Annotated in this window: 25 protein-coding genes; 11 read left to right on the top strand and 14 right to left on the bottom strand. The window is 70.7% G+C overall.

Going from position 1 to position 24483, the window contains the following annotated elements:
* Window positions 1-84: 84 nt before the first annotated feature.
* Entirely contained in the window at window positions 85-1083 is a 999-nt protein-coding gene (locus OIE67_RS34960; protein ID WP_326628543.1) for a glycoside hydrolase family 18 protein, read from the bottom strand.
* 56 nt (window positions 1084-1139) lie between these two features.
* Here OIE67_RS34960 and lepA point away from each other — a divergent pair, with 56 nt between their 5' ends.
* Entirely contained in the window at window positions 1140-2969 is a 1830-nt protein-coding gene (lepA, locus tag OIE67_RS34955; RefSeq protein WP_326628541.1) for a translation elongation factor 4, read from the top strand.
* Between the two features lie 97 nt (window positions 2970-3066).
* Window positions 3067-3558 (top strand): GNAT family N-acetyltransferase, encoded by a 492-nt coding sequence (locus OIE67_RS34950; protein ID WP_326628539.1) that lies wholly within the window; start codon window positions 3067-3069, stop codon window positions 3556-3558.
* A 21-nt stretch (window positions 3559-3579) separates the two neighbouring features.
* On the opposite strand, the gene OIE67_RS34945 is transcribed toward OIE67_RS34950, so the two are convergent.
* Both OIE67_RS34945 and ccmA read right to left on the bottom strand, forming a co-directional pair.
* Window positions 3580-5091 (bottom strand): DUF6297 family protein, encoded by a 1512-nt coding sequence (locus tag OIE67_RS34945; RefSeq protein ID WP_326628537.1) that lies wholly within the window; start codon window positions 5089-5091, stop codon window positions 3580-3582.
* Entirely contained in the window at window positions 5088-5711 is a 624-nt protein-coding gene (ccmA, locus tag OIE67_RS34940) for a heme ABC exporter ATP-binding protein CcmA (protein ID WP_326628535.1), read from the bottom strand. The genes OIE67_RS34945 and ccmA overlap by 4 nt, the downstream gene beginning before the upstream one ends.
* Window positions 5712-5934: 223 nt before the next feature.
* On the opposite strand from ccmA, the gene OIE67_RS34935 reads away from it, so the two are divergent.
* A complete protein-coding gene (locus OIE67_RS34935; protein WP_146178049.1) occupies window positions 5935-6252 on the top strand; it encodes a hypothetical protein in 318 nt (105 codons plus the stop codon).
* Here the strand turns inward: OIE67_RS34935 and OIE67_RS34930 are convergent.
* The 6 genes from OIE67_RS34930 to OIE67_RS34905 form a co-directional block, all read right to left on the bottom strand.
* Window positions 6212-7036 (bottom strand): response regulator transcription factor, encoded by an 825-nt coding sequence (locus OIE67_RS34930; RefSeq protein ID WP_326628533.1) that lies wholly within the window; start codon window positions 7034-7036, stop codon window positions 6212-6214. The two genes, OIE67_RS34935 and OIE67_RS34930, sit on opposite strands and share 41 nt — an antisense overlap.
* On the bottom strand, window positions 7033-7236 hold the full coding sequence (locus OIE67_RS34925) for a hypothetical protein (RefSeq protein WP_326628532.1): 204 nt from the start codon (window positions 7234-7236) through the stop codon (window positions 7033-7035). The genes OIE67_RS34930 and OIE67_RS34925 overlap by 4 nt, the downstream gene beginning before the upstream one ends.
* On the bottom strand, window positions 7233-9056 hold the full coding sequence (locus OIE67_RS34920; RefSeq protein WP_326645547.1) for a sensor histidine kinase: 1824 nt from the start codon (window positions 9054-9056) through the stop codon (window positions 7233-7235). Before OIE67_RS34920 ends, OIE67_RS34925 begins: the two co-directional genes overlap by 4 nt.
* Window positions 9049-9537, bottom strand: coding sequence for a hypothetical protein (locus OIE67_RS34915; RefSeq protein ID WP_326628530.1), 489 nt, complete (start codon window positions 9535-9537; stop codon window positions 9049-9051). Before OIE67_RS34915 ends, OIE67_RS34920 begins: the two co-directional genes overlap by 8 nt.
* A gap of 601 nt (window positions 9538-10138) precedes the next feature.
* Entirely contained in the window at window positions 10139-11386 is a 1248-nt protein-coding gene (locus tag OIE67_RS34910) for a glycoside hydrolase family 18 protein (RefSeq protein ID WP_326628528.1), read from the bottom strand.
* A gap of 51 nt (window positions 11387-11437) precedes the next feature.
* A complete protein-coding gene (locus tag OIE67_RS34905) occupies window positions 11438-12664 on the bottom strand; it encodes a styrene monooxygenase/indole monooxygenase family protein (RefSeq protein WP_326628527.1) in 1227 nt (408 codons plus the stop codon).
* 93 nt (window positions 12665-12757) lie between these two features.
* On the opposite strand from OIE67_RS34905, the gene hemW reads away from it, so the two are divergent.
* Window positions 12758-13978 (top strand): radical SAM family heme chaperone HemW, encoded by a 1221-nt coding sequence (gene hemW, locus OIE67_RS34900; RefSeq protein ID WP_326628525.1) that lies wholly within the window; start codon window positions 12758-12760, stop codon window positions 13976-13978.
* Window positions 13979-13984: 6 nt separating this feature from the next.
* Here the strand turns inward: hemW and OIE67_RS34895 are convergent, their stop codons facing one another.
* From OIE67_RS34895 to OIE67_RS34885, 3 genes are read right to left on the bottom strand one after another with little or no spacing between them, the layout of a single operon-like run.
* Complete coding sequence (locus OIE67_RS34895; protein ID WP_326628523.1) at window positions 13985-14806, bottom strand: DUF4870 domain-containing protein; 822 nt, start codon at window positions 14804-14806, stop codon at window positions 13985-13987.
* Entirely contained in the window at window positions 14803-15609 is an 807-nt protein-coding gene (locus tag OIE67_RS34890; protein WP_326628520.1) for a DUF3097 domain-containing protein, read from the bottom strand. Before OIE67_RS34890 ends, OIE67_RS34895 begins: the two co-directional genes overlap by 4 nt.
* Before the next feature lie 17 nt (window positions 15610-15626).
* Window positions 15627-16106 (bottom strand): hypothetical protein, encoded by a 480-nt coding sequence (locus tag OIE67_RS34885; protein ID WP_326628518.1) that lies wholly within the window; start codon window positions 16104-16106, stop codon window positions 15627-15629.
* Window positions 16107-16611: 505 nt separating this feature from the next.
* On the opposite strand from OIE67_RS34885, the gene hrcA reads away from it, so the two are divergent.
* Genes hrcA through OIE67_RS34870 form a run of 3 tightly spaced genes read left to right on the top strand, consistent with a single transcriptional unit; the run spans window position 16612 to window position 19501 of the window.
* Window positions 16612-17625 carry a heat-inducible transcriptional repressor HrcA gene (hrcA, locus tag OIE67_RS34880; protein ID WP_106235455.1) on the top strand — a complete coding sequence of 338 codons (1014 nt, stop codon included), beginning with the start codon at window positions 16612-16614 and terminating at the stop codon, window positions 17623-17625.
* Window positions 17626-17636: 11 nt separating this feature from the next.
* Window positions 17637-18779: a molecular chaperone DnaJ gene (dnaJ, locus tag OIE67_RS34875; RefSeq protein WP_106235457.1), complete on the top strand. Its 1143-nt coding sequence runs from the start codon at window positions 17637-17639 to the stop codon at window positions 18777-18779.
* Window positions 18776-19501 carry a 16S rRNA (uracil(1498)-N(3))-methyltransferase gene (locus OIE67_RS34870; protein WP_326628513.1) on the top strand — a complete coding sequence of 242 codons (726 nt, stop codon included), beginning with the start codon at window positions 18776-18778 and terminating at the stop codon, window positions 19499-19501. Before dnaJ ends, OIE67_RS34870 begins: the two co-directional genes overlap by 4 nt.
* Before the next feature lie 196 nt (window positions 19502-19697).
* Here OIE67_RS34870 and OIE67_RS34865 read toward each other — a convergent pair whose 3' ends face one another.
* Window positions 19698-20354, bottom strand: a complete 657-nt coding sequence (locus OIE67_RS34865; RefSeq protein WP_326628510.1) for a hypothetical protein — start codon at window positions 20352-20354, stop codon at window positions 19698-19700.
* A complete protein-coding gene (locus tag OIE67_RS34860) occupies window positions 20351-20863 on the bottom strand; it encodes a SigE family RNA polymerase sigma factor (protein ID WP_106236047.1) in 513 nt (170 codons plus the stop codon). The genes OIE67_RS34865 and OIE67_RS34860 overlap by 4 nt, the downstream gene beginning before the upstream one ends.
* Before the next feature lie 279 nt (window positions 20864-21142).
* Here OIE67_RS34860 and OIE67_RS34855 point away from each other — a divergent pair, with 279 nt between their 5' ends.
* The 4 genes from OIE67_RS34855 to OIE67_RS34840 all read left to right on the top strand — a co-directional run bounded on the left by OIE67_RS34855 (window position 21143) and on the right by OIE67_RS34840 (window position 24412).
* The gene (locus OIE67_RS34855) at window positions 21143-21487 is read left to right on the top strand and encodes a histidine triad nucleotide-binding protein (RefSeq protein ID WP_106235463.1); all 345 of its coding nucleotides are present in this window, start codon (window positions 21143-21145) and stop codon (window positions 21485-21487) included.
* A 119-nt stretch (window positions 21488-21606) separates the two neighbouring features.
* Window positions 21607-22647, top strand: a complete 1041-nt coding sequence (locus OIE67_RS34850; RefSeq protein WP_106235465.1) for a PhoH family protein — start codon at window positions 21607-21609, stop codon at window positions 22645-22647.
* Window positions 22644-23120, top strand: coding sequence for an rRNA maturation RNase YbeY (gene ybeY / locus OIE67_RS34845; protein ID WP_106235467.1), 477 nt, complete (start codon window positions 22644-22646; stop codon window positions 23118-23120). Before OIE67_RS34850 ends, ybeY begins: the two co-directional genes overlap by 4 nt.
* Entirely contained in the window at window positions 23117-24412 is a 1296-nt protein-coding gene (locus OIE67_RS34840; protein WP_326628505.1) for a hemolysin family protein, read from the top strand. Before ybeY ends, OIE67_RS34840 begins: the two co-directional genes overlap by 4 nt.
* Window positions 24413-24483 lie beyond the last annotated feature (71 nt).

Raw genomic sequence — 24483 nt, 5'->3', positions numbered from 1 at the left:
TGATTGGACGGGGCGCGCGGGCTCGAGAGAGGGCGCGCCACACGCAGTTGCCCAGGCTACCAATAACCCAGGCCGCTGCTCAAATCAACGCCATCGTGTCATGTACTCGTGCCAATCCTTTTCCGTGGCCGCGAAGTCCACGTAGAGGGCCAGCCCGAACCGCTCGCGACGGCCGTGCCCGGACAGCGCCAGCCTGGCGCCCTCGGCCGTCATCTCGACGCTCTCGGCGGCGTCCAGCCATGCTACCCCGTGGTCGTGGTAGGCGGGGGCGCCGATGACCAGGGACTTCCCGGCGGGTACCAGGTCCAGGGCGAGGCGGGCCTGGCGGGCCACGTGGCCGCCGTAGAGCGACTGCAGCGGGGTGTAGGAGTCGTACGTCATGACGGCCACCTGGTCCACCCGGTGCACGACTTCACTGAAATATCCCTCGGACCAGTACTTGTCGTGACCCAGCAGGGCTCTGGCGGTCAGGCGCATGCCCGGGTACGGCTCGATCTGCGGGGTGGAGGCGGACAGGAGCTTCGTGAACTGCCTGGTCCGGTCGAGCAGGTCGAGGAACTCCGTGTCCGCGTCGCCGATCGGCTCGAAGTTGTAGTGGATGCCGTCGTAGCCGGTCTTCATGACGGCGGCCACGCCGGCCAGGACGTTCTCGCGGGACTTCGGGTCGTCGAGGTCGAGGTGGTCGTCGAGGTCCGCGTCGACGGTCTGGCCGAGCCAGGCGGAGATGCGGATCCCGGGCAGCCGCTCCCGCATCCAAGAGATGAAATTTCCGGCATTGGGGTATTTAGCGGGATCTAATCGGCCGTCGTACTCGAAGGGGCCCGAGTGGACGTACACGTCCTTGATGCCCGTGGCGCGCAGCCGTACCGCGAGCAGTTCCACGTCGTGCTCCGTGCGGCGGCCGTCGACCCACGCGTGGCCCAGCCAGAGGGCGTCGTTGCCCGTGCTCTTCGCCCAGGCCGCCGGGGCACCGGTAAACTGGAGGCGGAGCGCCACGGCGAGGAGGCCGACCAGCGCGACTACGACGGCCAAGGCCAGCGCGACCAGGCGCAGGCCGCGGCGGATGACGGTCCGGGCTATCACCCGGGCATGTCACCATAAAAGACTGCTCTACCTCAACCCTGTCGAAACGGACTTCGGTGCGCACTCAGCCTGGCCAGACCGACCCCGCGTTGATCCGCAACTTCTGCATCATCGCGCACATCGACCATGGCAAGTCGACGCTTGCCGACCGCATGCTGCAGATCACCGGCGTGGTCGACGACCGTTCCATGCGTGCCCAATACCTCGACAGGATGGACATCGAGCGCGAACGGGGCATCACGATCAAGTCGCAGGCGGTGCGGCTGCCGTGGGACGGTCACGTGCTCAACATGATCGACACCCCCGGGCACGTCGACTTCACCTACGAGGTGTCCCGGTCGCTGCAGGCGTGCGAGGGCGCGATCCTGCTGGTCGACGCGGCCCAGGGCATCGAGGCGCAGACGCTGGCCAACCTCTACCTGGCCATGAGCGCCGACCTGCACATCATCCCCGTGCTCAACAAGATCGACCTGCCCGCCGCGCAGCCGGAGAAGTTCGCCGAGGAGCTCGCGGGGCTGATCGGCTGCGACCCGTCCGACGTGCTCAAGGTGTCCGGCAAGACCGGCGTGGGCGTGCGTGAGCTGCTCGACCACGTCGTGCAGACCGTGCCCCCGCCCGTCGGCGTCGCCGACGCGGCCGCCCGGGCGCTGATCTTCGACTCCGTCTACGACACCTACCGCGGCGTGGTCACCTACGTCCGGGTGTTCGACGGCCACCTGGGCAAGCGCGAGCGCATCCTGATGATGTCCACCAACGCCACCCACGAGACGCTGGAGATCGGCGTCATCTCACCAGAGCCCAAGGTCGCCGACCTGGGCCTGGGCGTGGGCGAGGTGGGCTACCTGATCACCGGCGTCAAGGACGTGCGCCAGTCGCGGGTCGGCGACACCGTCACCTCCGCGGTCAAGTCCGCCACGGACATGCTGGCGGGCTACGAGCACCCCAAGCCGATGGTGTTCTCCGGCCTCTACCCGATCGACGGCGACGAATATCCCGAGCTGCGCGAGGCGCTCGACAAGCTCCAGCTCAACGACGCCGCGCTGGTCTACGAGCCGGAGACCTCGGCGGCGCTCGGGTTCGGCTTCCGCGTCGGCTTCCTCGGGCTGCTGCACATGGAGATCGTGCGCGAGCGGCTGGAGCGGGAGTTCGGGCTGTCGCTGATCTCCACCGCGCCCAACGTGGTCTACCGCGTGGTCATGGAGGACGGGAAAGAGCTCACCGTCACCAACCCGTCGGAGTTCCCCACCGGGGGCAAGATCGCGCAGGTCTTCGAGCCGGTCACCAAGTCCACGATCCTGGCGCCGTCCGAGTTCATCGGGGCGATCATGGAGATCTGCCAGGGGCGGCGCGGCCAGCTCCTCGGCATGGACTACCTGTCGGAGGACCGGGTCGAGATCCGCTACACGCTGCCGCTCGGCGAGATCATCTTCGACTTCTTCGACCAGCTCAAGTCGCGCACCCGCGGCTACGCCTCGCTCGACTACGAGCCCGCCGGCGAGCAGGAGGCCGAGCTGGTCAAGGTCGACATCCTGCTGCAGGGCGAGGCGGTCGACGCCTTCAGCGCCATCGTGCACAAGGACAAGGCCTACGGCTACGGCGTCGACATGGCCAAGAAGCTGCGCGAGCTGATCCCGCGGCAGCAGTTCGAGGTGCCCATCCAGGCCGCCATCGGGGCCAGGGTCATCGCCCGCGAGAACATCAGGGCCATCCGCAAGGACGTCCTGGCCAAGTGTTACGGCGGTGACATCTCCCGTAAGCGCAAACTGCTGGAGAAGCAGAAGGAGGGCAAGAAGCGGATGAAGATGGTCGGCCGGGTCGAGGTGCCCCAGGAGGCCTTCGTCGCCGCGCTCTCCACCGACGGCAGCGCCGACAAGGCCAAGAAGTAGCCCCTGCGGGCCGAGGGCCTCTGGTGTTCATCGCCGGAGGCCCTTTGCGCTGCCTTCGTCCGATCGCCATCTCGATGGCGGCGGATACGCTGAAAGCATGGAAGTGGTACATACGGCGCGTATGGTCCTATCTCGGGTCACGGTCGACGATCTGGACGCCGTCCACGAGATTCACGCCGACCCGCGGACGAGCGTCTACCACCCGAGCGGCCCCGTGACCGACCCGGAGTCCAGCCGCGCCATGCTCGACCTGTGGCTGGCCGACTGGGAGGAGCGGGGGATCGGCTACTGGGCGGCGCGGCCGCTGGACGAGCCGCTCGTGCTCGGGTTCGGCGGGCTGCGCCGCGCGATCGTGGACGGGCGCGAGGTGCTGAACCTGTACTACCGCTTCCGCCCCGCCGCCTGGGGCAAGGGGTACGCGGTCGAGCTGGCCAGGGCCGCCCTCGACGTCGGCGAAGGGCTGGGGCAGGTCGTCGCGGTGATCAGGGACATCAACCTGCCCTCGCGCCGGGTGGCCGAGCGGATCGGCATGAAGAAGGACCGGACGATCCCGTACGGAGGCGTGCCCAGCGACGTCTACGTCACCTGACCCCGCTTGCCGAGCGAGGTCTTACCTCATCCGACCCGTCCGCCACACGTACCCCATGAGCACCACCGCACCCATGGCAGCCTGAGCGATCAGGAACGGGGTCAGCACGGCCGGCTGCGTGAACAGTGCCGTCGCGGTGGGGAGGCAGCCGAGCAGGGCCAGGTCGGGGCCGGTGGCCGCCCAGAGCAGCGGGCCGGTCGGGATGGCGCCGCCGGGGGTGTCGAGAACCGGCATGGAGTGGTCGACCGGGGCGCGTCTGGCCATCCGCAGTGAGGCGGCGGCCAGTGCGGGCCCGGCCAGCAGCCCCAGCGCCCACCACGCCCCGGCTCCCGCTGCCGCCGTCTGCAGCGTTGCGGGGACGGCCAGGGTCAGGGCGGTGAGGGCGGTGGCCGCCCAGACGCCGGCCAGCAGGGCGGGCAGGGCCGCGCGGGCCGCCAGCGCCGGGCGGCGGCCCACGCCGATGAGCCTGGCCAGGGCCGGGTTGTCGGCGTCCCTGCGGGCGCCCGACGTACCCAACGAGGCCACGGCCAGCGCGCCGGCCAGCACGGCCGCCCCCAGCGCCACCGGCGGGCCGCCCGCCTGAGCCAGCACCGCGGGCAGTGCCGTCGTCGCCGCGACGGCCGCCAGCCGTCCCGGCGTGCGGGCCAGCTTGCGCCAGTCGTGCCAGGCCAGCGCGAACGGCGCGGGCAGCGACGGCCACCGCCTGGAGGTGAGCCGCCTGGCCCGCCAGCGGTTGTCCTCGGCGATCCAGGTGAGCGCGCCGGGGTCGAGGGAGACGGTCGCCCGCGCCACATGGCCGGCCCTGGTCGAGGCGTTCGCGAGGGTGCGGGTGGGGATACGGTCGAGGGAGGTCCATGCCCGCCGTACCAGCAGGGCCGAGAGCACCGCGGCCCCCGACGCGGCGGCGGCCAGGGCGGTGAGAGGAGCGCTCGCGGCGATCGTCACCACCGTACGGAGCTGCCCGCTCACCGCCACCACGGCCAGCACCAGCAGCACCGCCATCGCGCTGGTCAGCCAGATCTGCCAGGGCTGGGAGACCTGCCCGAGCACGGCCAGCGCCAGCCCGCCCGCCGTCGCGGAGACGCCGAGCACCAGTGCGCCGACCAGCCGCCACCCGAGCTGGTCGGGCGCGCCCAGCACGGCCAGCAGCCCCACGCCCAGCAGCACGCCCGCCACCAGGGCGATCACACCCAGCGCGCGGGCCGTCCGGCCGAGGAGGTGGCGCCGGTTCAGCGGGGAGAGCAGCAGCCAGGACGCGTCCGCGGCGGGCAGCAGGACAGGCCCCGCCGCGCGGGCCGCCGCCAGGAAGCCCGCCACGGCGAGCGCGAGCAGCGCCGCACCCGCGCCGGCCCGCACCGGGTCGATCGGCCCGGCCAGGCCGGTGAGCAGGCCGGACAGCGGGCGTCCGAGCACGGCCACGATCATGGCCATGCCGAAGACGGCGGCGTAGCGGTCGATCATCGTGGCGGGGGCGCGGCCGCGCGAGCGGAGGTAGGCCCGCACCGTCCGCACGCTCACCTCCGGCCCGCTCACGCGCCCACCCCCGCAGGAGAGATCTGCCGGGCTCCGGCGGCCAGGCCCTCGTCGTGGGTGGCCATGACGACGGTGCCGCCCTCGTCCGCGTACGCGGCGAGCAGGCCGGTCAGGCGGTCGCGGAAGGCGGCGTCCAGGCCGCGCTCCGGCTCGTCCAGCAGCAGCAACGTGCTCGGCCGCAGCAGCGCGGCGGCCAGGCAGAGGCGCTGGCGCTGGCCGGTGGACAGGTTCAGCGGCGGCGCGTCGCCCCGCTCCGTCAGCGCGAACGCCTCCATCGCCGCGTCCACCGACATCCTGGGACGGGCGTGCACGGCTCCCATCAGCTCCAGATGTTCGCGCGCCGTGAGCCCCGGATACCAAGCGGGCTCGTCAGCCAGCAACGCGACGCGCCCCCAGAAGGCGGCGTCGTCGGCAGGGGGCTCGCCGAACACCCGGATCTCTCCGGAGGTGGCCGGCTGGAGACCGGCCAGGCAGCGCAGGAGGGTGGACTTGCCCGAGCCGTTGGGGCCCACCACCGCCACGATCTCGCCGGGGGAGACGGTCAGGCGCAGGTCCCGGAGCACGGGGTTGCCGCCCAGCTCGACCGTGAGGTTGTCGGTGGTGATGATCGGGTCGTGCATCGTACGAGCGTATCCATCGTTTCGGGGGAGCGCGCAACGGCCTCCTCCGGGTTCGGCGAGAGCAGAACGGGGCTTGGCGGGAGTCGAACGGGGGCCGGGCGCGGCGTGCGTGATGACGCGGTCCGAGAGGCGCCAAAGGGCGGGATCCCCGGCGACGCAAGGGATTCTGTCGGTGCCACCCTCTACCTTTGCATTCCGAACACCTGTGCGACTGGAGGGTGACGTGATTGCTTCTGAGCGATTCGAGCGTGCCGCGGTGCTGGGGGTGGCTGTGGCCGAGGAGGCGCGGCGGCTGCTGAAGCTGCATGTGGGCGAAGGCGAGGAGGGTGACGACGGCACCGTCCTCGTGGACGTGCCCTACCCCGACGCGGCCGTGGTCACGGCGCTGCTCGACGTGGCGGCCGAGTGTTTCGGCGAACGGGGCGACTCGGTCGAGGAGACCAGGCAGGCGGCCCTGGAGACGTTGTTACAGCTGGCCGGGTTCGACGAGGAGTCGCAGCTCAATGCGGGCCGGCCAGGCCGTGACGGTAGGCGTACGTGACGGCCTGGGCCCGGTCCCTGAGGCGGGCCTTGGCGAAGAGGTTGTTGATGTGCGTCTTGACGGTGGCTTCGGTGATGTAGAGGCGCAGGGCGATCTCGGCGTTCGACAGGCCCTCGGCGATGAGGGCCAGCACCTCGCTCTCGCGCGGAGTCAGCCCGTCCGGCGCCTCGCCGCCCCGGCGATCCGCCGGACCGGGTTTCGCCCTGCCCGCTTGGTGGGCCGACTCGTCGGCCGTCTCGTAAGGGGTCTCGCCGGCCGTCTTGCCGAGCGTCTTGTCGAGCGCCTCGCCGGGCGTCTTGCCAGGCTTCTTGTCGGGGGGCGGCTGGGAGGTGGTGCGGTCCGGTGGGCTGGTGTGGTCCGGTGAGGGAGGGGAGATCGTGTCCAGGAGACGGCGTTGCACCGTGGGGTCGAGCTGGGCGTCGCCGCGCATCACCGTGGCCACGGCCGAGGCGATGTCGTCGGCGTCCGCGTCCTTGGTGAGAAACCCTCGCGCGCCCGCACGCAGCGCCGCGAAGACCGACTCGTCGTCCGAATACGTGGTGAGCACGACGACCTGAGTCCCGGGGTGGGCGGCGCGGATGCGTCCGGTCGCCTCCACACCGTCCATGCGCGGCATGCGCAGGTCCATCAGCACCACGTCCGGCGACTCCGCGCCGACCAGCCGCAACGCGGCCTCACCGTCGCCCGCCGACCCGACCACCTCGATCCCCGGCAACAGCCCGAGCAGCAGCACCAGCCCCTCACGCACCACCGCCTGGTCGTCGACCACCACCACTCTGATCACCGGAGGAACTTCCCCATGATCCCGTTCCCTTCGATGCCGATCCAGCCACTGACGACGCCGCCGCTCATGCCTCGCCCCCATGCCCAGCCGTCCTCGGCCGCATCGCCGTCCCTGGTCGCGGTGCCGATCGGGGCGCGGGATCCGACGCGAGGAGAAGGAGGAGCGAAGGGGGAGCCGTGCTCGCGAGAAGAACGGCTCATGCCGGCACCCTCAGGTGCACCAGGAAGACGCCGTCGCGTTCGCCCGCCGACAGCGTGCCACCGAGCAGCTCGGCACGCTCGCGCATCCCCACCAGTCCATACCCGCTCCCGGGTGATTCCGTCCCGGGTGACCCAGTCTGGGGCGATCCCGGTTCGGGCGGCCCCGGTTCGGGTGATCCCGGCTCAGACGGCCTGGGCTCGGGCGGCCCCGACCCGGGCGATTCCGGCTCAGACGGCCTGGGCTCAGGTAGCCCCGGCTCGGGGGGATTCGGCTCAGGTGACCGCGTCCTGGGCGGTTCCGTTCCGGCGGAGGTGGGGCTGATGACTCGCAGGTCGCACCAGGCCGGGCCGAAGTCGAGCTCGACCTCGGCCGGGCTGCCGGGCGCGTGGCGGCGTACGTTCGTGAGGGCCTCCTGCGCGGTGCGCAGCATCGCGAGCTCCGTCTCAGGAGAGAGCCGGCGCTCCGGGCCCGAGATGCGCAGCGTGCAGGGTCTGTGGGTGGTGCTCTCGAAGTTCTCCGCGAGCGAGCGCAGCGCCACGGGCAGTTCAGGAGGATCCTCGCGCAGCGCCGACACCGCCCGGCCGGCCTCCTCCAGCCCCGACTTGGCCAGGTCGCGGGCGTGGGTGACGCGGTCGAGCGCCTCGGCCGTACGTTCCGCGCGCAGCAGCAGCTTGGCGCCTTCGAGGTGGACGAGCTGGGCGGACAGGGAGTGGGCCAGGATGTCGTGGATCTCCCTGGCGATCCTGGCTCTCTCCGCGAGCACGGCCTCCCTCGCCTCGGCGGCTCTGGCGGCTTTGCGCTGTTTGCCGGCGTACGTGACCAGGAAGATCAGGCAGACGCTGAGGATGAGCGTGAGGTCCTGGACCGGCGCGCCGGAGATCCCGCCTGCGACGATCAGCCCGGCGACGGCCAGCAACGCGACCGCCAGCGACCGCGCCAAGGTCAGGCGGCTCACCGCCAGGCTGACGCACACGAGCAGCGAGCCGATCGTGGCCCCGCTGTGGGTGATCGAGTTCAGGGCGATGGAGAGGAGCACCCCGAGGCTGAGCGCGATCGTCGTGGCGAGCTGCGACATGCTCACCCCTGGCCGGCGCATCCTCCGCCAAGCGGCTGGGAGAGAACGCCCGGACGGCTGGTCCGCGCGTACGCTGCGCCACGCGTTCGGCCGGCTGGCCGGAAAGCGGGTGCGCACGCTGCGCCACACGCCGGAAAGGCCGGTCGGGACGCGTATGCGCAGGGTCCGCCATGCGCCGAGCAGGCGGGTGCGTAGGGTTCGCCAGGCGGCGGAAAGGCCGGCCGGAAAGCGGGTGCTTTCGGTCCGCCAGACGCCGGAAAGGCTGGGCGGGAACTGGGTGCTTGGGGTCCGCCCCGTGGCTGGGAGGGAACGTCCGGCCGGCGAGGGTGCGCGGATGGTGCGCCCCGAGGCTGGGAACGGATCCCCGGTGAACCGGCGCGGGCGTGTGCTCTCCCCTTCGGCCGGAAGCGGACGTCCGGCCGGCGGGCTCTCACCGATGCCGATGCCGATGCCGGTGCCAGCGCCGGCGCCGGTGGTGGTGGTGGTGGTGGTGCGGATGGCGGTGCTCGTGCTGGTCTGTGTGGCGGGGAGGAAGCCCACGTTCTTCCTACGGGGGAGGCTCCAAGGGCGTGACAGGAGCAGGGCGGCGAGGAGGGAGAGGGCCAGAGCGACGGTCAGCAGGGTGACGACCAGCGACATACCGGTCAGGCCCGGCGCGGGTGTCTCCCGCGCCAGCGCCACGATCAGCAGCACGATCACCCCCAGCCGCAACGCGACCGGGACGAACCTGGACAGCTCACGCATCACCCTTCGAAAGTATCCGGTCGCCGGTCAGCGCACGGCCCCGGCGTGCGACGAGGTACGCCTGGGTGCCGAGCGTGAGGCCGAGGAACAGCAGGGCTCCGCCGGTCGAGACGGACAGCCCGACGGCCGTTCCCACGAAGTAGAGGCCGACCCGGGTCGCGATCGAGACCAGCCATGCCAGCAGCGTCCAGACGGTGGCCTTCGCCCAGGCGATGCCGGCGTCGTCGAGCCAGACGCGCACGCTGCTCGCACGCCACGCGCCGAGCGCCACGGCGGCGACCGCTTCCACGGCGAAGAGGGCCAGGCTGAGTGCGGGCTGCCCGGTGTCGAAGAGCCCGCCGGACGTGAAGCCGAGCACCACCAGGGCGGCGGCGGTGACGAGGGTTCCCGTCACGCGGGCGGCGGGCCGGGTTCGGGTCTGTCGGTAGACGGCGAGCGAGAGGGCGAGAAGGACGAGAAGGGAAATCTCCACGGTGTTCACGAGGTCCGACCGTAGGCAGACGCCCCCGAAACCGGATCGACCCGCGGGTTGAGCCCCCGAATCTCCACCCTGGGGTGGAGCGTCCGCCCGGGCCATCGGCAGCACCCGGTTGTGTGGTCAACTTGGGCCCGGCGTGTGGCCGCGCTGAGCCCTGTCGTGCGGTCCCGTCGAGTGTGGTCGCGCGGTCGGGCTGCGCCTGGCGGCGTGGTCAGGATGTTGCTGGGCGTGTAACCGCGCCGGCCAGGTCGTGCCCGGGAGTGGGGTTGGGTTGTGCCTGGCCCGCCCTGGTGGCTCGCCGTGGTGGTCTGGGTGGGTCCGGTTGCGTCGCCGAGGGTGTGGTCGGGTCGCGCCTGCTTGGTAGCGCCTGGCTGGGGGCGGGTGTGGCCGGCTGTGTCGCCAGGGGCGTGGTTGGAGTGTGGTCGGAGGGCCTCGCTTCGTCGTGCCTGGTTGCGGGGAGGCGGTCGTGTTCGGAGGTGTGGGGTAGTCGCGGGTCCGGACCCGTGGGGTAGATCGTGTGTCCGGGTGTGGGGCGTAGGTCGCGACTGGGACAGGTGGGGAGGCCGCGCCCGAGGGCCTTGGGCGGGTGGGCGCGGCCTGGGGGTCAGCGGAGGATTGAGTACAAAGCGGTGGTTAGGGAGGCGCGGGAGTCGTCCTGGTCGATGGACCACATCATCGAGCCGCCCAGCCCCTTCAATCGGATGTAGGCCGCCTTCTGCAGCATCACCGCCGGGTCGTCGTACGACCAGAACTCGTTGCCGTCGTACAGCCACATCGTCCCCGTGCGCAGGTCGCGGTGGCGTTTGCCGGGTTTGGTGAGGAGGTCCTTGTAGTCCTCGGTGCCGGGGGCCCACTTGCCGGGGGCGGGGCCGGTGGCGGGCTGGTAGAGGCCGTTGCCGCCGCCGGTGACGCCGGTCCAGCCCTGGCCGTACGCGGGCACGCCGACCACGAGCTTGCGGGCCGGCGCCCCACGGGAGAGGTAGTCGCGTACGGTCTGGTCGACGCTGTACCTGACCGGGTTCGGGTCGCGCCGGTCGGTGAGCAGGTTGCCGTTGTGGCCGGTCCTGGGCTCCCACGAGCCGCGCAGGTCGTAACCCTGGACGGTGGCGAAGTCGAGCTGCCGGAAGACGTCGCGGACCTCGAAGCCGGCGTCGATCTTGGCGGCGGCGGCCGGGAGGAAGGCGGTGAGCTGGGCCTTGGCCGAGTACGCGGTGAGCTGCTTGCGCAGTTCGCGGACGAAGAGCGTGAAGTTGCGCTTGTCCTCCGGTCTGATGACGTTGCCGTCGGCGCCGGACGAGCCCGGCCACTCCCAGTCCAGGTCGATGCCGTCGAACACGTCGGCCCCCGCGCCCGGCTCCAGCCCCGGCAGGTTGCCGCGCAGCCACAGGTCGATGCAGGAGGCCGCCAGCGCGGAGCGGGACTCGGGGGTGAGGACGGCGTCGGAGAAGTGCGCGGAGCCGGTCCAGCCGCCGAGCGAGATCATCACCTTGAGCCCGCGGTGCTTGGCCTTGAGCTTGCGCAGCTGGTTGAGGTTGCCGTTGAGCGCCTGACCCGGGGCGTCGGCGACCCCGTCCACGCTCTGCTCGGCCGGTACGGGACGCTGCCAGTCCGCCCACGGGTCGGCCGAGTAGCAGGCGCCCTCGGCGTTCACGAAGCCGAACGCGTAGTTGAGATGGGTGAGCTTGGCGGCGGCGCCGGAGACGTCCATGTCCCTGACGTGGTAGTTCCGGCCGTAGATGCCCCATTGGATGAAGTACGCGACCCGCTTGAAGCCGGTATGGGCCTCGGCGGGCACGGCGAGCGCCGAGAGGCCGAGTAAGAGCGACAGTGTGATCAGGACCTTCTTACGCACGGAGCGGCTCCCGGGGACTGCGCAGCTTTATATAGGAAACTTTCCTATAAGTTAGACGCGATCGTAGAGCGGCTTCTGTTCCCCGTCAACGACCCGCGCGACCTCTTCGGGCGAGGACAGCAGGCTCCAGGCGAACGCGGGGTCGGCGAACAGCGACACCACCAGATCGGCGAGGTCCTGCCTGGTGGCGGCGGCCAGCAGCAGCCGCGCGACGTGCTCGGGCGGCGGCTGCAGGAACGCGTTCGTCCAGTCGGTGACCGGCGCCGCCGCCTCCCACATCCGCTCGGCCGTGGCGTGGGCGAACGCGGCGTCGTACGGGCCGCCGGCCGCGATGGCGTCGGCCGCGATCCAGGCGCATCTGGAGCCCAGGTTCGCGCCCTGGCCGGTGATCGGGTCGTTGACGATCCAGGCGTCGCCGACGGCCAGCGCGATCCGGCCGCCGGGCAGCTCGGCCACCGGCCGGCGTACGGTGGGCGTGATCGCGCCCTGCAGCAGGTCGTCGGGCCCCAGCAGGCCGAACTCGGCCGGGTTCAGCCCTTCGGCCAGCCGCGGCGCGTACTCGCGGATCAGACCGGGCAGGGCGGCGGAGACCTCGTTCCACGGCATGTGGGTGACCGGCTCCAGCGGGCCGCCGGGGATCGCCTCGACGAGCAGGGTGGAGACGACGCCCTCCCGCGTCATCATCGGCAGGCGGAAGATCTCGCCCACCCCGCCGGCGATGTTGTTGGAGAAGGCGGCAGGCAGGTCGATGCCGTGGTAGAGCCCGGCGGCCAGCCTGCGCTGCGGCCGGTCGTACGGGGAGCGCGCCGGATCGCGCGGGAAGAGCTCGGCCACCGAACGCCGTCCCGCCGCCACCACCATCAGCTCGTGTCCCCGCGACCAGCGATCCACCTGCGCCGCGTCCGGTTCCGTGGCGGCCGGCACGATCTCGCCGCCCCGTCCGGCGTAGTCGTCCATGAACGCGGGCAGCAGCAGCCGGAAGTCGACGGCGTGGAACGGCTCGCTCACGTAGCCGGTGAACTCCAGCGGCGGATCGCCCTTGATCGAGAGCGTGGCGGAGTTCATGAGGCACGCGGGGTCGCGGAAGTGGGCGCTGCCCAGCTCCCGCTCCCGTTCCTGCGTGTGGCCCATCCTGGCCACCGTGTTGGGCAGCCGCCCCGTACGGATCGACTCGGCCCCGCGCTCGCAGTAGAGCGTGGTCTCGACGCCGAGCTGCTGCAGCCGCAGAGCGAGGGTGAGCCCCGAGATCCCCGCCCCCACGATGCCGATGCCCGCCATGGTGTTTCTCCCTTCGCTGGTATCACATCAGTTGACATGTCCTGACTTGCAGTCGGATTGGAGCACTCTTGGGAGGCGGGCACACTGGTAGGTGTGCCATCCACCCTGCCTGACGGCGATCCCGCGCCCACCACGGGCGAACTGCCCGACAGCGCCCTCCTGGGCCTCGGCGAGCGCCCGTTCGGCTTCTACGTGCACGTGCCGTTCTGCGTGACCCGCTGCGGCTACTGCGACTTCAACACCTACACCGCCGCCGAGCTCGGCCCCGGCGCGTCCCACCACGACTACGCCGACACGGTCGTGACGGAGATCCGCCTGGCCCGCCGCGTCCTGGGCGGCACCGAGCTGCCGGTGGAGACGGTGTTCTTCGGCGGGGGCACGCCCACGCTGCTGCCGCCCGAGGACCTGGCCAGGATCCTGGCCGCGATCGACTCCGAGTTCGGGCTGGCGCCTGGGGCGGAGGTCACCACGGAGGCCAATCCCGAGTCGGTCGATCCGTCGTCCCTGGAGAAGCTGCGTCACGGCGGGTTCAACCGGATCAGCTTCGGCATGCAGAGCGCGCGCGAGCACGTGCTGCGGGTCCTCGACCGGCAGCACACGCCGGGCCGGGCCGCGGCGGCGGTCAAGGAGGCCAGGCAGGCCGGGTTCGATCACGTCAACCTCGATCTGATCTACAGCACTCCGGGTGAGACCGACGACGACTGGCGGGCCTCGCTGTCCGCGGCGATCGAGGCCGGCCCCGACCACGTGTCGGCGTACTCGCTGATCGTCGAGGAGGGCACCCGCCTGGCGGCCAGGATCCGGCGCGGCGAGCTGCCCATGCCCGACGACGACGTGGCCGCCGACCGCTACCTGATCGCCGACGAACTGCTCTCCAGTGCCGGTCTGCACTGGTACGAGGTGTCCAACTGGGCGGTGGACGACGCCGCCCGCTGCCGGCACAACCTGCTCTACTGGACCGGCGGCGACTGGTGGGCGGCCGGCCCCGGCGCGCACAGCCACGTCGGCGGCACCCGCTGGTGGAACGTCAAACATCCGGCCGCCTACGCGCAACGGCTGTCCGGCGGCGCCTCGCCCGCCCACGCGCGCGAGGTGCTCGGCCAGGACGACCGCGACGCCGAGCGGCTGATGCTGGAGCTGCGGCTGGCCTCCGGCTACCCGCTGGCGCGGGTGGCGCCGGCCGCCCGCCCGGCCGTGGCGAGCGCCCTGGCGCGCGGGCTGCTGGAGCCCGAGCCGTTCAAGGCCGGCTTGATGGTGCTCACCCTCCAGGGCCGGTTGCTCGCCGACGCCCTCGTCAGGGACCTCCTGGTATGAGGGGGTTCAGGTGATCATCCGGATGGAGAACGGGTAGCGGTACGGCTGCCCCTTGTTGCTGGCCACGGCGGCCTGGATGTGGAAGATCAGGGACAGCACCCAGATGACCGGCAGCAGCAGGACGCCGATGAAGATGACCGTCAGGATGCCCGCGACGAGGTAGCCGATGAACATCGTGATCTGGAAGTTCAGCGCCTCCGCCGCCTGGTCCCGGACATAGGGGGACTCGTCCTTCTTCATCAGGTAGATGATCAGCGGGCCGATCCACGAGACCAGCAGGCCGAGCAGGTGCGACAGCATCGCCATGGTGGTGTCGTCGGTGCCGGGGCGGGGGCCGAACCTGCCGGGGACGTACGGCTCGCCACGGCCGGGAGCGTAACCGTGGGGCTGCCCGTAGCCGGGCTGACCGCCGTGACCGGGCTGACCGTAGCCCGCTTGCCCGTAGCCCGCTTGACCGTAGTTGGGCTGGCTGGGACCGGGCTGGCCGTAGTTCGGGATCGAGCTGGGCTGCTGCCCGTAGGGGAGCTGCTGACCGGACGGGTTCTGCTGCCCGTATCCGGGTTGCTGCCCGTAACCCGGCTGTGAGCCGGGCTGCTGGCCATACCCGGGCTGTTGACCGTAGCCGGGTTGCTGGCCGTACCCGGGCTGAGAGCCGGGTTGCTGCCCGTACCCCGGCTGGGAGCTGGGCTGCTGGCCGTAGGACGGCTGTGAGCCGGGTTGCTGCCCGTAGCCGGGCTGGGGGCCGGACGCCGGAGGTTGGATGTCGGCCGCGGAGATCTTCTTGGTGGCGTCGTCATCGGGCGGCGGCTGGGGCGGGTCCTGGCTCATGGTGCCTCCGTAACGAAGTCGATCAGTTCCTCGACCCGGCCGAGCAGTTCCGGCTCCAGGTCCGTGTACGTCGAGACGGCGCCGAGAATGCGCCGCCAGGCCTGCGCCGGCTCCGTCCGCCAGCCCAGGGCCGCGATCACGCCCTCCTTCCACGGCACCCCGCGCGGCACGTCCGGCCAGGCGGGGATGCGCAGCACGGAGGGTTTGACCGCCTGCCAGATGTCGATGTACGGATGCCCCACCACGAGCACGTCCGGCGAGGTGATCTCGGCGGCGATCCTGCTCTCCTTGGAGCCGGGCACCAGGTGGTCCACCAGCACGCCCAGCCGGCGCCCCGGCTCGGGGCCGAACTCGGCCACGATGGCGGGCAGGTCGTCCACGCCTTCGAGGTATTCGACCACGACTCCCTCGACCCGCAGGTCGTGGCCCCAGATCTTCTCGACGAGGGCGGCGTCGTGGACGCCTTCCACGTAGATCCGGCTCTGCCTGGCGACCCTGGCCCGCAGCCCCTCCACCGCGACGGAGCCCGAGGCGCTGCGCCGGGGCGCGGCGGGGGCGGCGGCGGGGCGTACCAAGGTCACGGGCTTGCCCTCCAGCAGGAAGGCGGCGGGCGCCAGCGGGAACAGGCGGCGTTTGCCGAACCGGTCCTCCAGCGTGACGGCCTCCTTGTCGCAGGCCACCACGGCGCCGCAGAAGCCGCTGTCGGCGTCCTCGACGACCAGATCCATCTCGGCGGGCACCTTGGGGATCTTCCCCTTGCCCGGCCGACGCCAGTTTCCCGCCAGAACATCGCCCTCGTACACACGGGGACCGTAGCAAATCACCCGCTGACCGCAAGGCGCTTGCGCGCGCCGCTACGGCGGACCAGGACGACGACCGTGCCGGCGACGGCGGCCAGCAGGCCCGCGCCGGGCAGCAGGAACAGCCCCGCCAGCCCGCCGGTGACGCCGCCCAGACTGGACAGGAGGTCGCGGCCCACGCCGTAGCGGACGGTGGCCTGCTCCTGGTTGGTGCAGGTGAGCTGGTAGTCGCCCTTGGCCGGCGCGTTGATCACGAGGATCTCCTGCCAGGTCGTGTCGTTCCAGGTGACACTCTGGTTCCCCGCGACCTTGGCGAGCCTGGCCTGGCCGGGGCCGCCGGAGATGGCGCAGTCGTAGGAGATGCGGGCGGCGCTGGCGACGTACACGGCGGGTTTGTCGGCCGGATCGACCGTCACCGTGACGCTCTCGCCGGACTCGAACGTCTTCGTCGGCGCCATGTCCGTCACGCTGCTCACCAGGCCGCCGCCGAACAGAGCCACGCCCGCCACCGCGCACGCCAGGAACACGCCCCAGGCGGCGGCGAGCCACCACAGGCTGGGTTTTATGGCTTTGGAGTCGATTCGTGGTGGAAATTGGGCCTGTTGGCCGTATTGTCCGTACTGAGGTGGCGGGCCGAACTGGGTGGGCTCACCGTACTGCGGCGGCTGCCCGTGGGGTGGAGGCTTTCCGTACTGGGGCGGCTGCCCCTGCGGCGGTTGCCCGTACGGTGACTGTCCGTAGGGTTGTGAGCCGGGTTGCGGCCCGTACTGAGGAGGTTGCGGCTGACCGTGGTGGGGCCCCTGCTCAGACGGGGGGCCGTACGGCCGGGGCTGAGAATCGTCGGTCATGCTGGCCAGTCTGAGGCCTGTCGCTCACACCACGCCAGCAGCAGGATGGGACCCGCTGTTATCGCACCTTGTGGGCGAGAGCCGTACACTTGGCACTCGGGAACACAGAGTGCTAGACACCGCGTTCCTGAAAGAGACAGAGGCAGGAGGTGAGCACGTGCTCGACGAACGGAAGCTGGCTGTGCTCAGGGCCATTGTCGAAGACTACGTGTCCACCAACGAACCGGTGGGCTCCAAGGCGCTCGCCGAGCGTCACAACCTGAAGGTCTCCCCGGCCACGGTCAGAAACGACATGGCCGCGCTGGAGGAGGAGGGTTACATCACCCAGCCGCACACCAGCGCGGGCCGCGTGCCGACGGACAAGGGCTACCGCCTGTTCGTCGACCGGCTCTCGCAGGTGAAGCCGCTGTCCGGAGCCGAGCGCAGGGCCATCGAGACGTTCCTGGCCGGCGCGGTCGACCTCGACGACGTGGTCACCCGCACCGTCCGGCTGCTCGCGCAGCTGACCCGGCAGGTCGCGGTCGTGCAATATCCGACGCTGACCCGTTCGACGGTCAGGCACGTCGAGCTGGTCCCGCTGAGCGACCGGCGGGTCATGCTGGTGCTGATCACCAACACCGGCCGCGTCGAGCAGCGCGTGGTCGAGCTGCCCGAGGTGGTGGAGGACGCCCGCATCGCGCATCTGCGCGCCGTGCTCAACTCCTGCCTCGACGGCTGCGGCCTGAGCAGTGTGCCCGACCTGGTCGCCGACCTGCCCGAGCGGCTGCCCCTCGAAGACCGGCCCGTGGTGGCCACGGTCCTGTCGGTCCTGCTCGAGACGCTGGTCGAGCGGCACGACGAGAAGATCGTGTTCGCCGGCGCGGCCAACCTCGCCGGCGCCGACTTCACCACCGGCCTGCGCGACGTGCTGGAGGCGCTGGAGGAGCAGGTCGTCCTCATGCGGCTGCTCGGCGAGACAACCTCAGACACCCCGTCCGCGCTCACCGTGCGCATCGGCGCGGAAAACCCCTACCTGCGGGGGACATCCATCGTCGCGACCGGATACGGTTCTGGCGACAACCAACTGGCCCGGCTCGGCGTACTCGGGCCGACCAGGATGGATTATCCCGTGACGATGGGCGCCGTACGCGCGGTGGCACGCTACGTCAGCCAGATACTGGCTGCATCATAAGAGGTCGATAAGTGGCAAACAGCGACTACTACGCCACCCTCGGGGTGCGCCGTGACGCGAGTCAGGACGAGATCAAGAAGGCGTACCGCCGACTCGCCCGTGAGCTGCACCCCGACGTGAACCCCGATCCTGAGACCCAGGAGCGGTTCAAGGAGATCACGCAGGCCTACGAGGTGCTCTCCGACCCCAACAAGCGCCAGATGTACGACCTGGGTGGCGACCCCTTCGGCGGTGCGGGAGCGGGCGCGGGCGCCGCGGGCGGGTTCGGCGCGGGCTTCCCGTTCAGCGACATCATGGACGCCTTCTTCGGCACGGCGGCCGGCGCCCGCGGGCCGCGCTCACGCGCCCGCAGGGGTCGCAACGCCACCATCCGGGTGGAGCTCGACCTGCGCGAGACGGCGTTCGGCACCACCCGCGAGCTGGCCGTCGACACGGCCGTGGTGTGCGAGGTGTGCCACGGCGCCGGCGCCGCGCAGGGTACCCACCCCGACACCTGTGACATGTGCAACGGGCGCGGTGAGATCTCCCAGGTCACCCGCTCCTTCCTGGGCCAGGTCATGACCTCGCGGCCGTGCCCTCAGTGCGGTGGTTTCGGGACGATCATCCGCCACCCCTGCCAGGAGTGCTCCGGCGACGGCCGGGTCCGCACCCGCCGTACGATCAAGGTCCGCATCCCCGCCGGCGTCGAGGACGGCACGCACATCCAGCTCGCCGGCGAGGGCGAGGTCGGCCCGGGCGGCGGCCCGCCGGGAGACCTCTTCCTGGAGATCGTCGAGCGCCCCCACGAGATCTTCGAACGGCGCGGCGACGACCTCCACTGCACCGTGCAGATCCCGATGACGGCCGCCGCGCTCGGCACCGTGCTGGCGGTGGAGACGCTCGACGGCTCCGAGGAGATCGACGTCCGCCCCGGCACCCAGTCCGGCCAGGTCATCACCATGTACGGCCGGGGCGTGCAGCGCCTCAACGAGTCCGGCAGGGGCGACCTGCTCATCCACGTCAACGTCGAGACGCCGACCCGGCTCGACACCGCCCAGGAAGAACTGCTCCGCGAGCTGTCCAGGCAGCGGGGTGAGGAGCGCCCGCCTGGCAAGTTCGCACCGGGTCAGCAGGGTTTTTTCTCCCGCCTGCGTGACGCCTTCAACGGCCGTTGACGGCGCCCGTCTTCCTGGCCGAGGCGCTCGACGGCCCCGGGCTGACGCTCGACGGGCCCGAAGGGCGGCACGCCGCCTCCGTACGACGGCTGCGCGCGGGTGAGCGGGTCGATCTGACCGACGGCGCCGGCACGGTGGCCGAGTGCGTCGTACGCGAGACGCTGAAGGACGCGCTCAGGCTCGACGTGCTGCGCCGCTACCGGGTCGAGGCGCCCGCGCCCCGGCTCGTCGTCGTCCAGGGGCTGCCCAAGGGCGACAGAGGTGAGCTCGCGGTCGAGATGATGACCGAGGCCGGCGTGGACGTGATCGTCCCGTGGGCGGCCGCGCGGAGCATCACCCAATGGAAGGGCGACAAGGTCGCCAAGGCGCTCGGCCGGTGGCGGGCCACGGCCCGTGAGGCGGGCAAGCAGGCCCGCCGCTTCCACCTGCCCGAGGTGACCGACCTGGCCACGACGGCGCAGGTCGAACGGCTGCTCACCGGGGCGGCCCTCGGCCTGGTGCTGCACGAGGAGGCGGCCGAGCCGCTGTCGAAGGTGACACTGCCCGTGAGCGGCGACATCGTGATGGTCGTGGGGCCCGAGGGAGGCGTCTCGGAGGACGAGATCGCCCGGTTCGGGGCGGCTGGGGCGGCGCCGGTGCTGCTGGGGCCGACGGTCCTGCGCACGTCCACGGCGGGGGTCGCGGCGGCGGCCGTCCTGCTGAGCCGTACCGGACGCTGGTGAGGCGCGAGAGCCGCACAGGCCGTGAGAACCGCTCAGGCGTGAGAACCGCTCAGGCGTGAGAACCGCTCAGGTTGCGAGAGCTGCTCAGGCCGTGAGAACCGCTCAGGCTGTGAGGGTGTGACCGCGACGGTGCGGTGGTGAAGGTGTGACCGCGACGGTGCGGTCGTGAGGGTGTGCGGGGGCCGGCTGAGCCGGGTCAGGGCACCGTGGTGTCGGAGGTGTCCTGGAGCGGGCTGGCCAGGTCCGCGGGTGTCTCCATCGCGTCGTCGGTCGGCGGGCACTCCTCAGGCGGGCACGCCGTGGGCGCCACGCTCGTCTCCTCCATCGTCGGCGTCGGTGTCGGCGATGGTGACAGCGTAGGACAGTCGGCAGGAGGCTCGGTCTGCTCGGCCAGGGTCGAGGGGCAGTCGGTCGGCGTCGGGCTGGGCGACGGGGACGGCCTGCTGGTCGACTCGGCCTTGCGGCTGGTGCGCGGGGTCGGCGGCTTGGAGGTCTCGGGGATCACGACCGCGGGCGGGTCGGTGGTCCGCTCCGGCGGGGGAGGCTGTAGGGAGCGGGTGGTGGAGGAGTTGGAAGGAGCCTCGGAGGTCGTCTCGTTGTCGATGGGGGCGGCCGGAATCTGGTCGATGATCTGCGAGCGCAACGAGGGAACGGCCATCACGATCGTTCCCGCCACCAGCAGGGCGCTGGCGGCGGCCGCGCCCGCTCGCCACCAGAACAGATTGCGCACTCCACGCCGCTCGATGCGGCCACGGATGATCTCCAGTCCTTCCGGCGAGGGTACGACCGCGTCCGCCTCCGCGCGGAGCGCACGGCGCAAGAGGTCGCCGTACTCGTCGGGGGGATGGGTCATGACATTTTCTCCAGGACCGATCGCAACGCGGCCATACCACGTGCCGTGTGGCTCTTGACCGCGCCCTTGCTGATGCCCATGGCGTGAGCGATCTCAGCTTCGGACAGATCACCGTAGTAGCGTAGAACCAGTGCTTCTCTCTGTCGGGTCGGCAGGGCTCGTAACGCCTCGATGACGGCGGAGCGTTCCAGCTCGCCGATCGCGCCGTTCTCGGCGCTCGGAGCGTCAGGCAGGCCCTTGGGGGCGTATTTCTCGACGACCGCGCGGTGACGCAGCACGGACCGGGACCGGTTGACGACGGATTGACGCAGGTAGGCGAGTGCTTTGTCGGGGTCACGCAGTCTGCGCCAGGCGCCATGGATGGCGACGAACGCATCCTGCACGACTTCCTCGGCTGTTGCAATGTCGCGCACCAGCAACACGGCGAGACGCACCAACGACCGGAAGTGCGCGCTGTACAGCGCCGTCACGGCCATGTCGGCATCCCACCCGACCTGCACCGCCCCCATCGACCTGTCGGCCAGGAGGGTTTCGGTGGTCACATCAGTGGGACGCGCGGCCTTCCCAGAGGGTTTACGCTCTTCCGGTTCTTGAGGTTTCCCCGGTTCCTTAGGGTGCATTACCCAGTCGTGTCCTCGCCAGGTGGCGCTCGCCCGACCCTGAATCGTCTTCTTTTAGCTGTAGTGTCGCACACTCACCCTAACCTCGTTGATCTTCCTACGCACGACACAGCTGATTACCGATTCGCAACGGACTTGCTGACGGTGGGCTCTCGGTAGGGTGATCGGGTGAGCGATTGCCTCTTCTGCAAAATCGTCGCCAACGAGATTCCCGCTGAGATCGTCTACGAAACCGGCCGGACCCTCGCCTTCCGCGACGTGAATCCGCAGGCTCCCACGCACGTTCTCGTCATCCCGAAGGAGCATCACGCCGACGCCGCGGCGCTGGCCGCGGCCGACGACGGGCTGGCCGACGAGGTGCTGAAGTCCGCGCACGAGGTGGCCGTGCTGGACGGGGTGTCCGGGAGCGGCTATCGCATCGTGTTCAACACCGGGGCGGGCGCCGGGCAGACGGTCTTCCACGTCCACGCCCACGTCCTGGGCGGGCGCGATCTGGGCTGGCCGCCCGGATAACGGACACCTCCGGCCTGACGCGGTGATATTGGCGCGAGCAATCGGCCAGGTCCCGGCTACGATGGGGCGGAGAAGCACACCTGAAAGAGACCGGGAGGCATCAGGCCGCTGGCCTGCCCATGTCCGAACTACACGAATCCCGACGCACAGCACCTCCTTCGCGGACTCAGGCGAAGGTGCTGATTCCGGACGAATACCCGATGGTCAGCCTCCTGGGCTCCCGTGACGAGCTGCTCCGCGTCATCGAGGGCGCCTTCAGGGCCGACATCCACGTGCGTGGCAACGAGATCACCGTCACCGGCAGCCCCGACGAGAGCGGCACCGTGGTGCGCCTCTTCGAGGAGCTCGTCGAGGTCCTGCGCAGCGGCGGCGAGCTCACCCCCGACGCGGTCGAGCGCAGCATCGCCATGCTGCGCATGACCTCCGACCGTCCCGCCGAGGTGCTCTCCCTCGACATCCTCTCCTCGCGCGGCCGTACCATCCGGCCCAAGACCGTCAACCAGAAGCGCTACGTCGACGCGATCGACAACCACACGGTCGTGTTCGGCATCGGCCCGGCCGGCACCGGCAAGACCTATCTGGCGATGGCCAAGGCCGTGCGGGCGCTGCAGGAGAAGCGGGTCAACCGCATCATCCTCACCCGGCCGGCGGTCGAGGCCGGAGAGCGGCTCGGCTTCCTGCCCGGCACGCTCTACGAGAAGATCGACCCCTACCTGCGGCCGCTCTACGACGCCCTGCACGACATGGTCGACCCTGACTCGATCCCCAAGCTCATGGCCGCGGGCACGATCGAGGTCGCGCCGCTGGCGTACATGCGCGGGCGCACGCTCAACGACGCCTTCATCATCCTCGACGAGGCGCAGAACTCCTCGGCCGAGCAGATGAAGATGTTCCTCACCCGGCTGGGGTTCAACTCCAAGATCGTGGTGACGGGTGACGTGACCCAGGTCGACCTGCCGTCGGGCACGGTCAGCGGGCTGCGGGTGGTCCAGGACATCCTGGAGGGCATCCCCGACATCCACTTCGCCCGCCTGTCCAGCGCCGACGTGGTCCGCCACAAGCTGGTCAGCGAGATCGTGGACGCCTACGGGCGCTACGATGCCACGCAGGCCGCTCAGGAGCCGAAGGCGATCCAGCAGCGGGGGAAGCGACGGCCATGAGCATTGAGATCAACAACGAGTCCGGCGTAGGGGTCGACGAGGAGAGCATCGCCGCCCTGGCCGCTCACGTGCTCGGCGAGATGGGCATCAACCCGCTCGCCGAGCTGTCCATCGTGGTCGTCGACGAGGACGCCATGGCCGAGCTGCACGAGAAGTGGATGGGCGAGCCCGGCCCGACCGACGTGCTGGCGTTCCCGATGGACGAACTGCGTCCCGGGGGCGGCGCGCGCGGCGAGGGCGACGGTCCCGCCGACCCGGCTCTGCTCGGCGACGTCGTGCTCTGCCCGCAGGTGGCGGCCAGGCAGGCGGAGGAGGCCGGTCACAGCGCAGCCGAGGAGCTGGAGCTGCTGTGCACCCACGGCATCCTGCACCTGCTCGGCTACGACCACGCCGAGCCGGAGGAGCACAAGGAGATGTTCGGACTGCAGTCCCGGCTCCTCGAGTCGTGGCAGGAGGTGCGCAACCCGCGGTGAACGCCTGGTTGCTGTCGGTCATCGCCCTTGTGATCATCGGTGGCCTGATCGCCAGCGCGGAAACGGCGCTGACACGCATCTCCAGGGTGCGTGCCGAGGAATACGCGCGCGAGGACAGACGCGGCGCCGCACGGTTGCAGGCGATCGTGACCGACCCGCCGCGCTACCTCAACCTGCTCCTGCTGCTGCGGCTGAGCTGTGAGCTGGTCGCGACGGTGATCGCGACGCTGCTCTTCATCGACCTGCTCGACGATCAGGGCTGGGCCTACTTCTGGGCCGCGGTCGTGATGATCGTGATCAGCTACGTCGTGGTCGGCGTCATGCCGCGGACGCTGGGGCGCCAGCACGCCGAGCCGGTCGCGCTGGCCAGCGCCCCCATCGTGTACGGCCTGACCCGCATCTTCGGCCCCCTGCCCAAGCTGCTCATCCTGCTCGGCAACGCGCTCACCCCCGGCAAGGGCTTCCGCGACGGCCCGTTCACCTCGGAGGCCGAGCTGCGCGACCTGGTCGACCTGGCCGAGGAGCGCCGGGTGATCGAGCCCGACGAGCGCGAGATGATCCACTCGGTCTTCGAGCTGGGTGACACGCTGGTGCGCGAGGTCATGGTGCCGCGTACCGACATGGTCTACATCGAGCGCGGCAAGACGATCAGCCAGGCGCTGTCGCTCGCGCTGCGCAGCGGCTTCTCCCGCATCCCGGTCGTGGGCGAGAACGAGGACGACGTCATCGGCATCGCCTACCTCAAGGACATCGCCCGCAAGATCCACGAGTCGGGTGAGGGCGGGGGCAAGGAGCAGGTCGAGTCGATCATGCGTCCGGCCGCGTACGTGCCGGAGAGCAAGCCCATCGACCAGCTCATGCGGGAGATGCAGGCCCGGCAGATCCACATCGCCATCGTCATCGACGAGTACGGCGGCACCGCCGGCCTGGTCACGATCGAGGACGTCCTGGAGGAGATCGTCGGGGAGATCACCGACGAGTACGACCAGGAGGCGCCGCGGGTGGAGACCATGCCGGACGGCGCGTTGCGCGTGACGGCCCGGATGCCGGTGGACGAGCTGGCCGAGCTGTTCGACACCGAGATCGAGGTGGACGACGTGGAGACCGTGGGCGGGCTGCTGGCCCACGCGCTCGGCCGGGTCCCGATCGCCGGGTCGCACGCGGAGGTGGGCGGGCTGTCGCTCACGGCCGAGAGCCTGGCCGGGCGGCGCAACCGGATCAGCACGGTGGTGGCGCGGCGGGTCACGCCCCCTGAGGACAAGGTGGTCCCGGCCGCCGCCGAACGCGACTGACCGGACGTGGAATCACCTCAAGGGTGATGCGGCAAGCGTTCTACAAGTCTTCTGCAAGCCGCGTCCGCCAT

This window comes from Nonomuraea fuscirosea (assembly GCF_035917475.1).
In the GTDB taxonomy this organism is placed as follows: Bacteria; Actinomycetota; Actinomycetes; order Streptosporangiales; family Streptosporangiaceae; genus Nonomuraea; species Nonomuraea fuscirosea.
The sequence above is the reverse complement of the archived record's forward strand: the minus strand, read 5'-3'. Positions and strand labels throughout refer to the sequence as shown.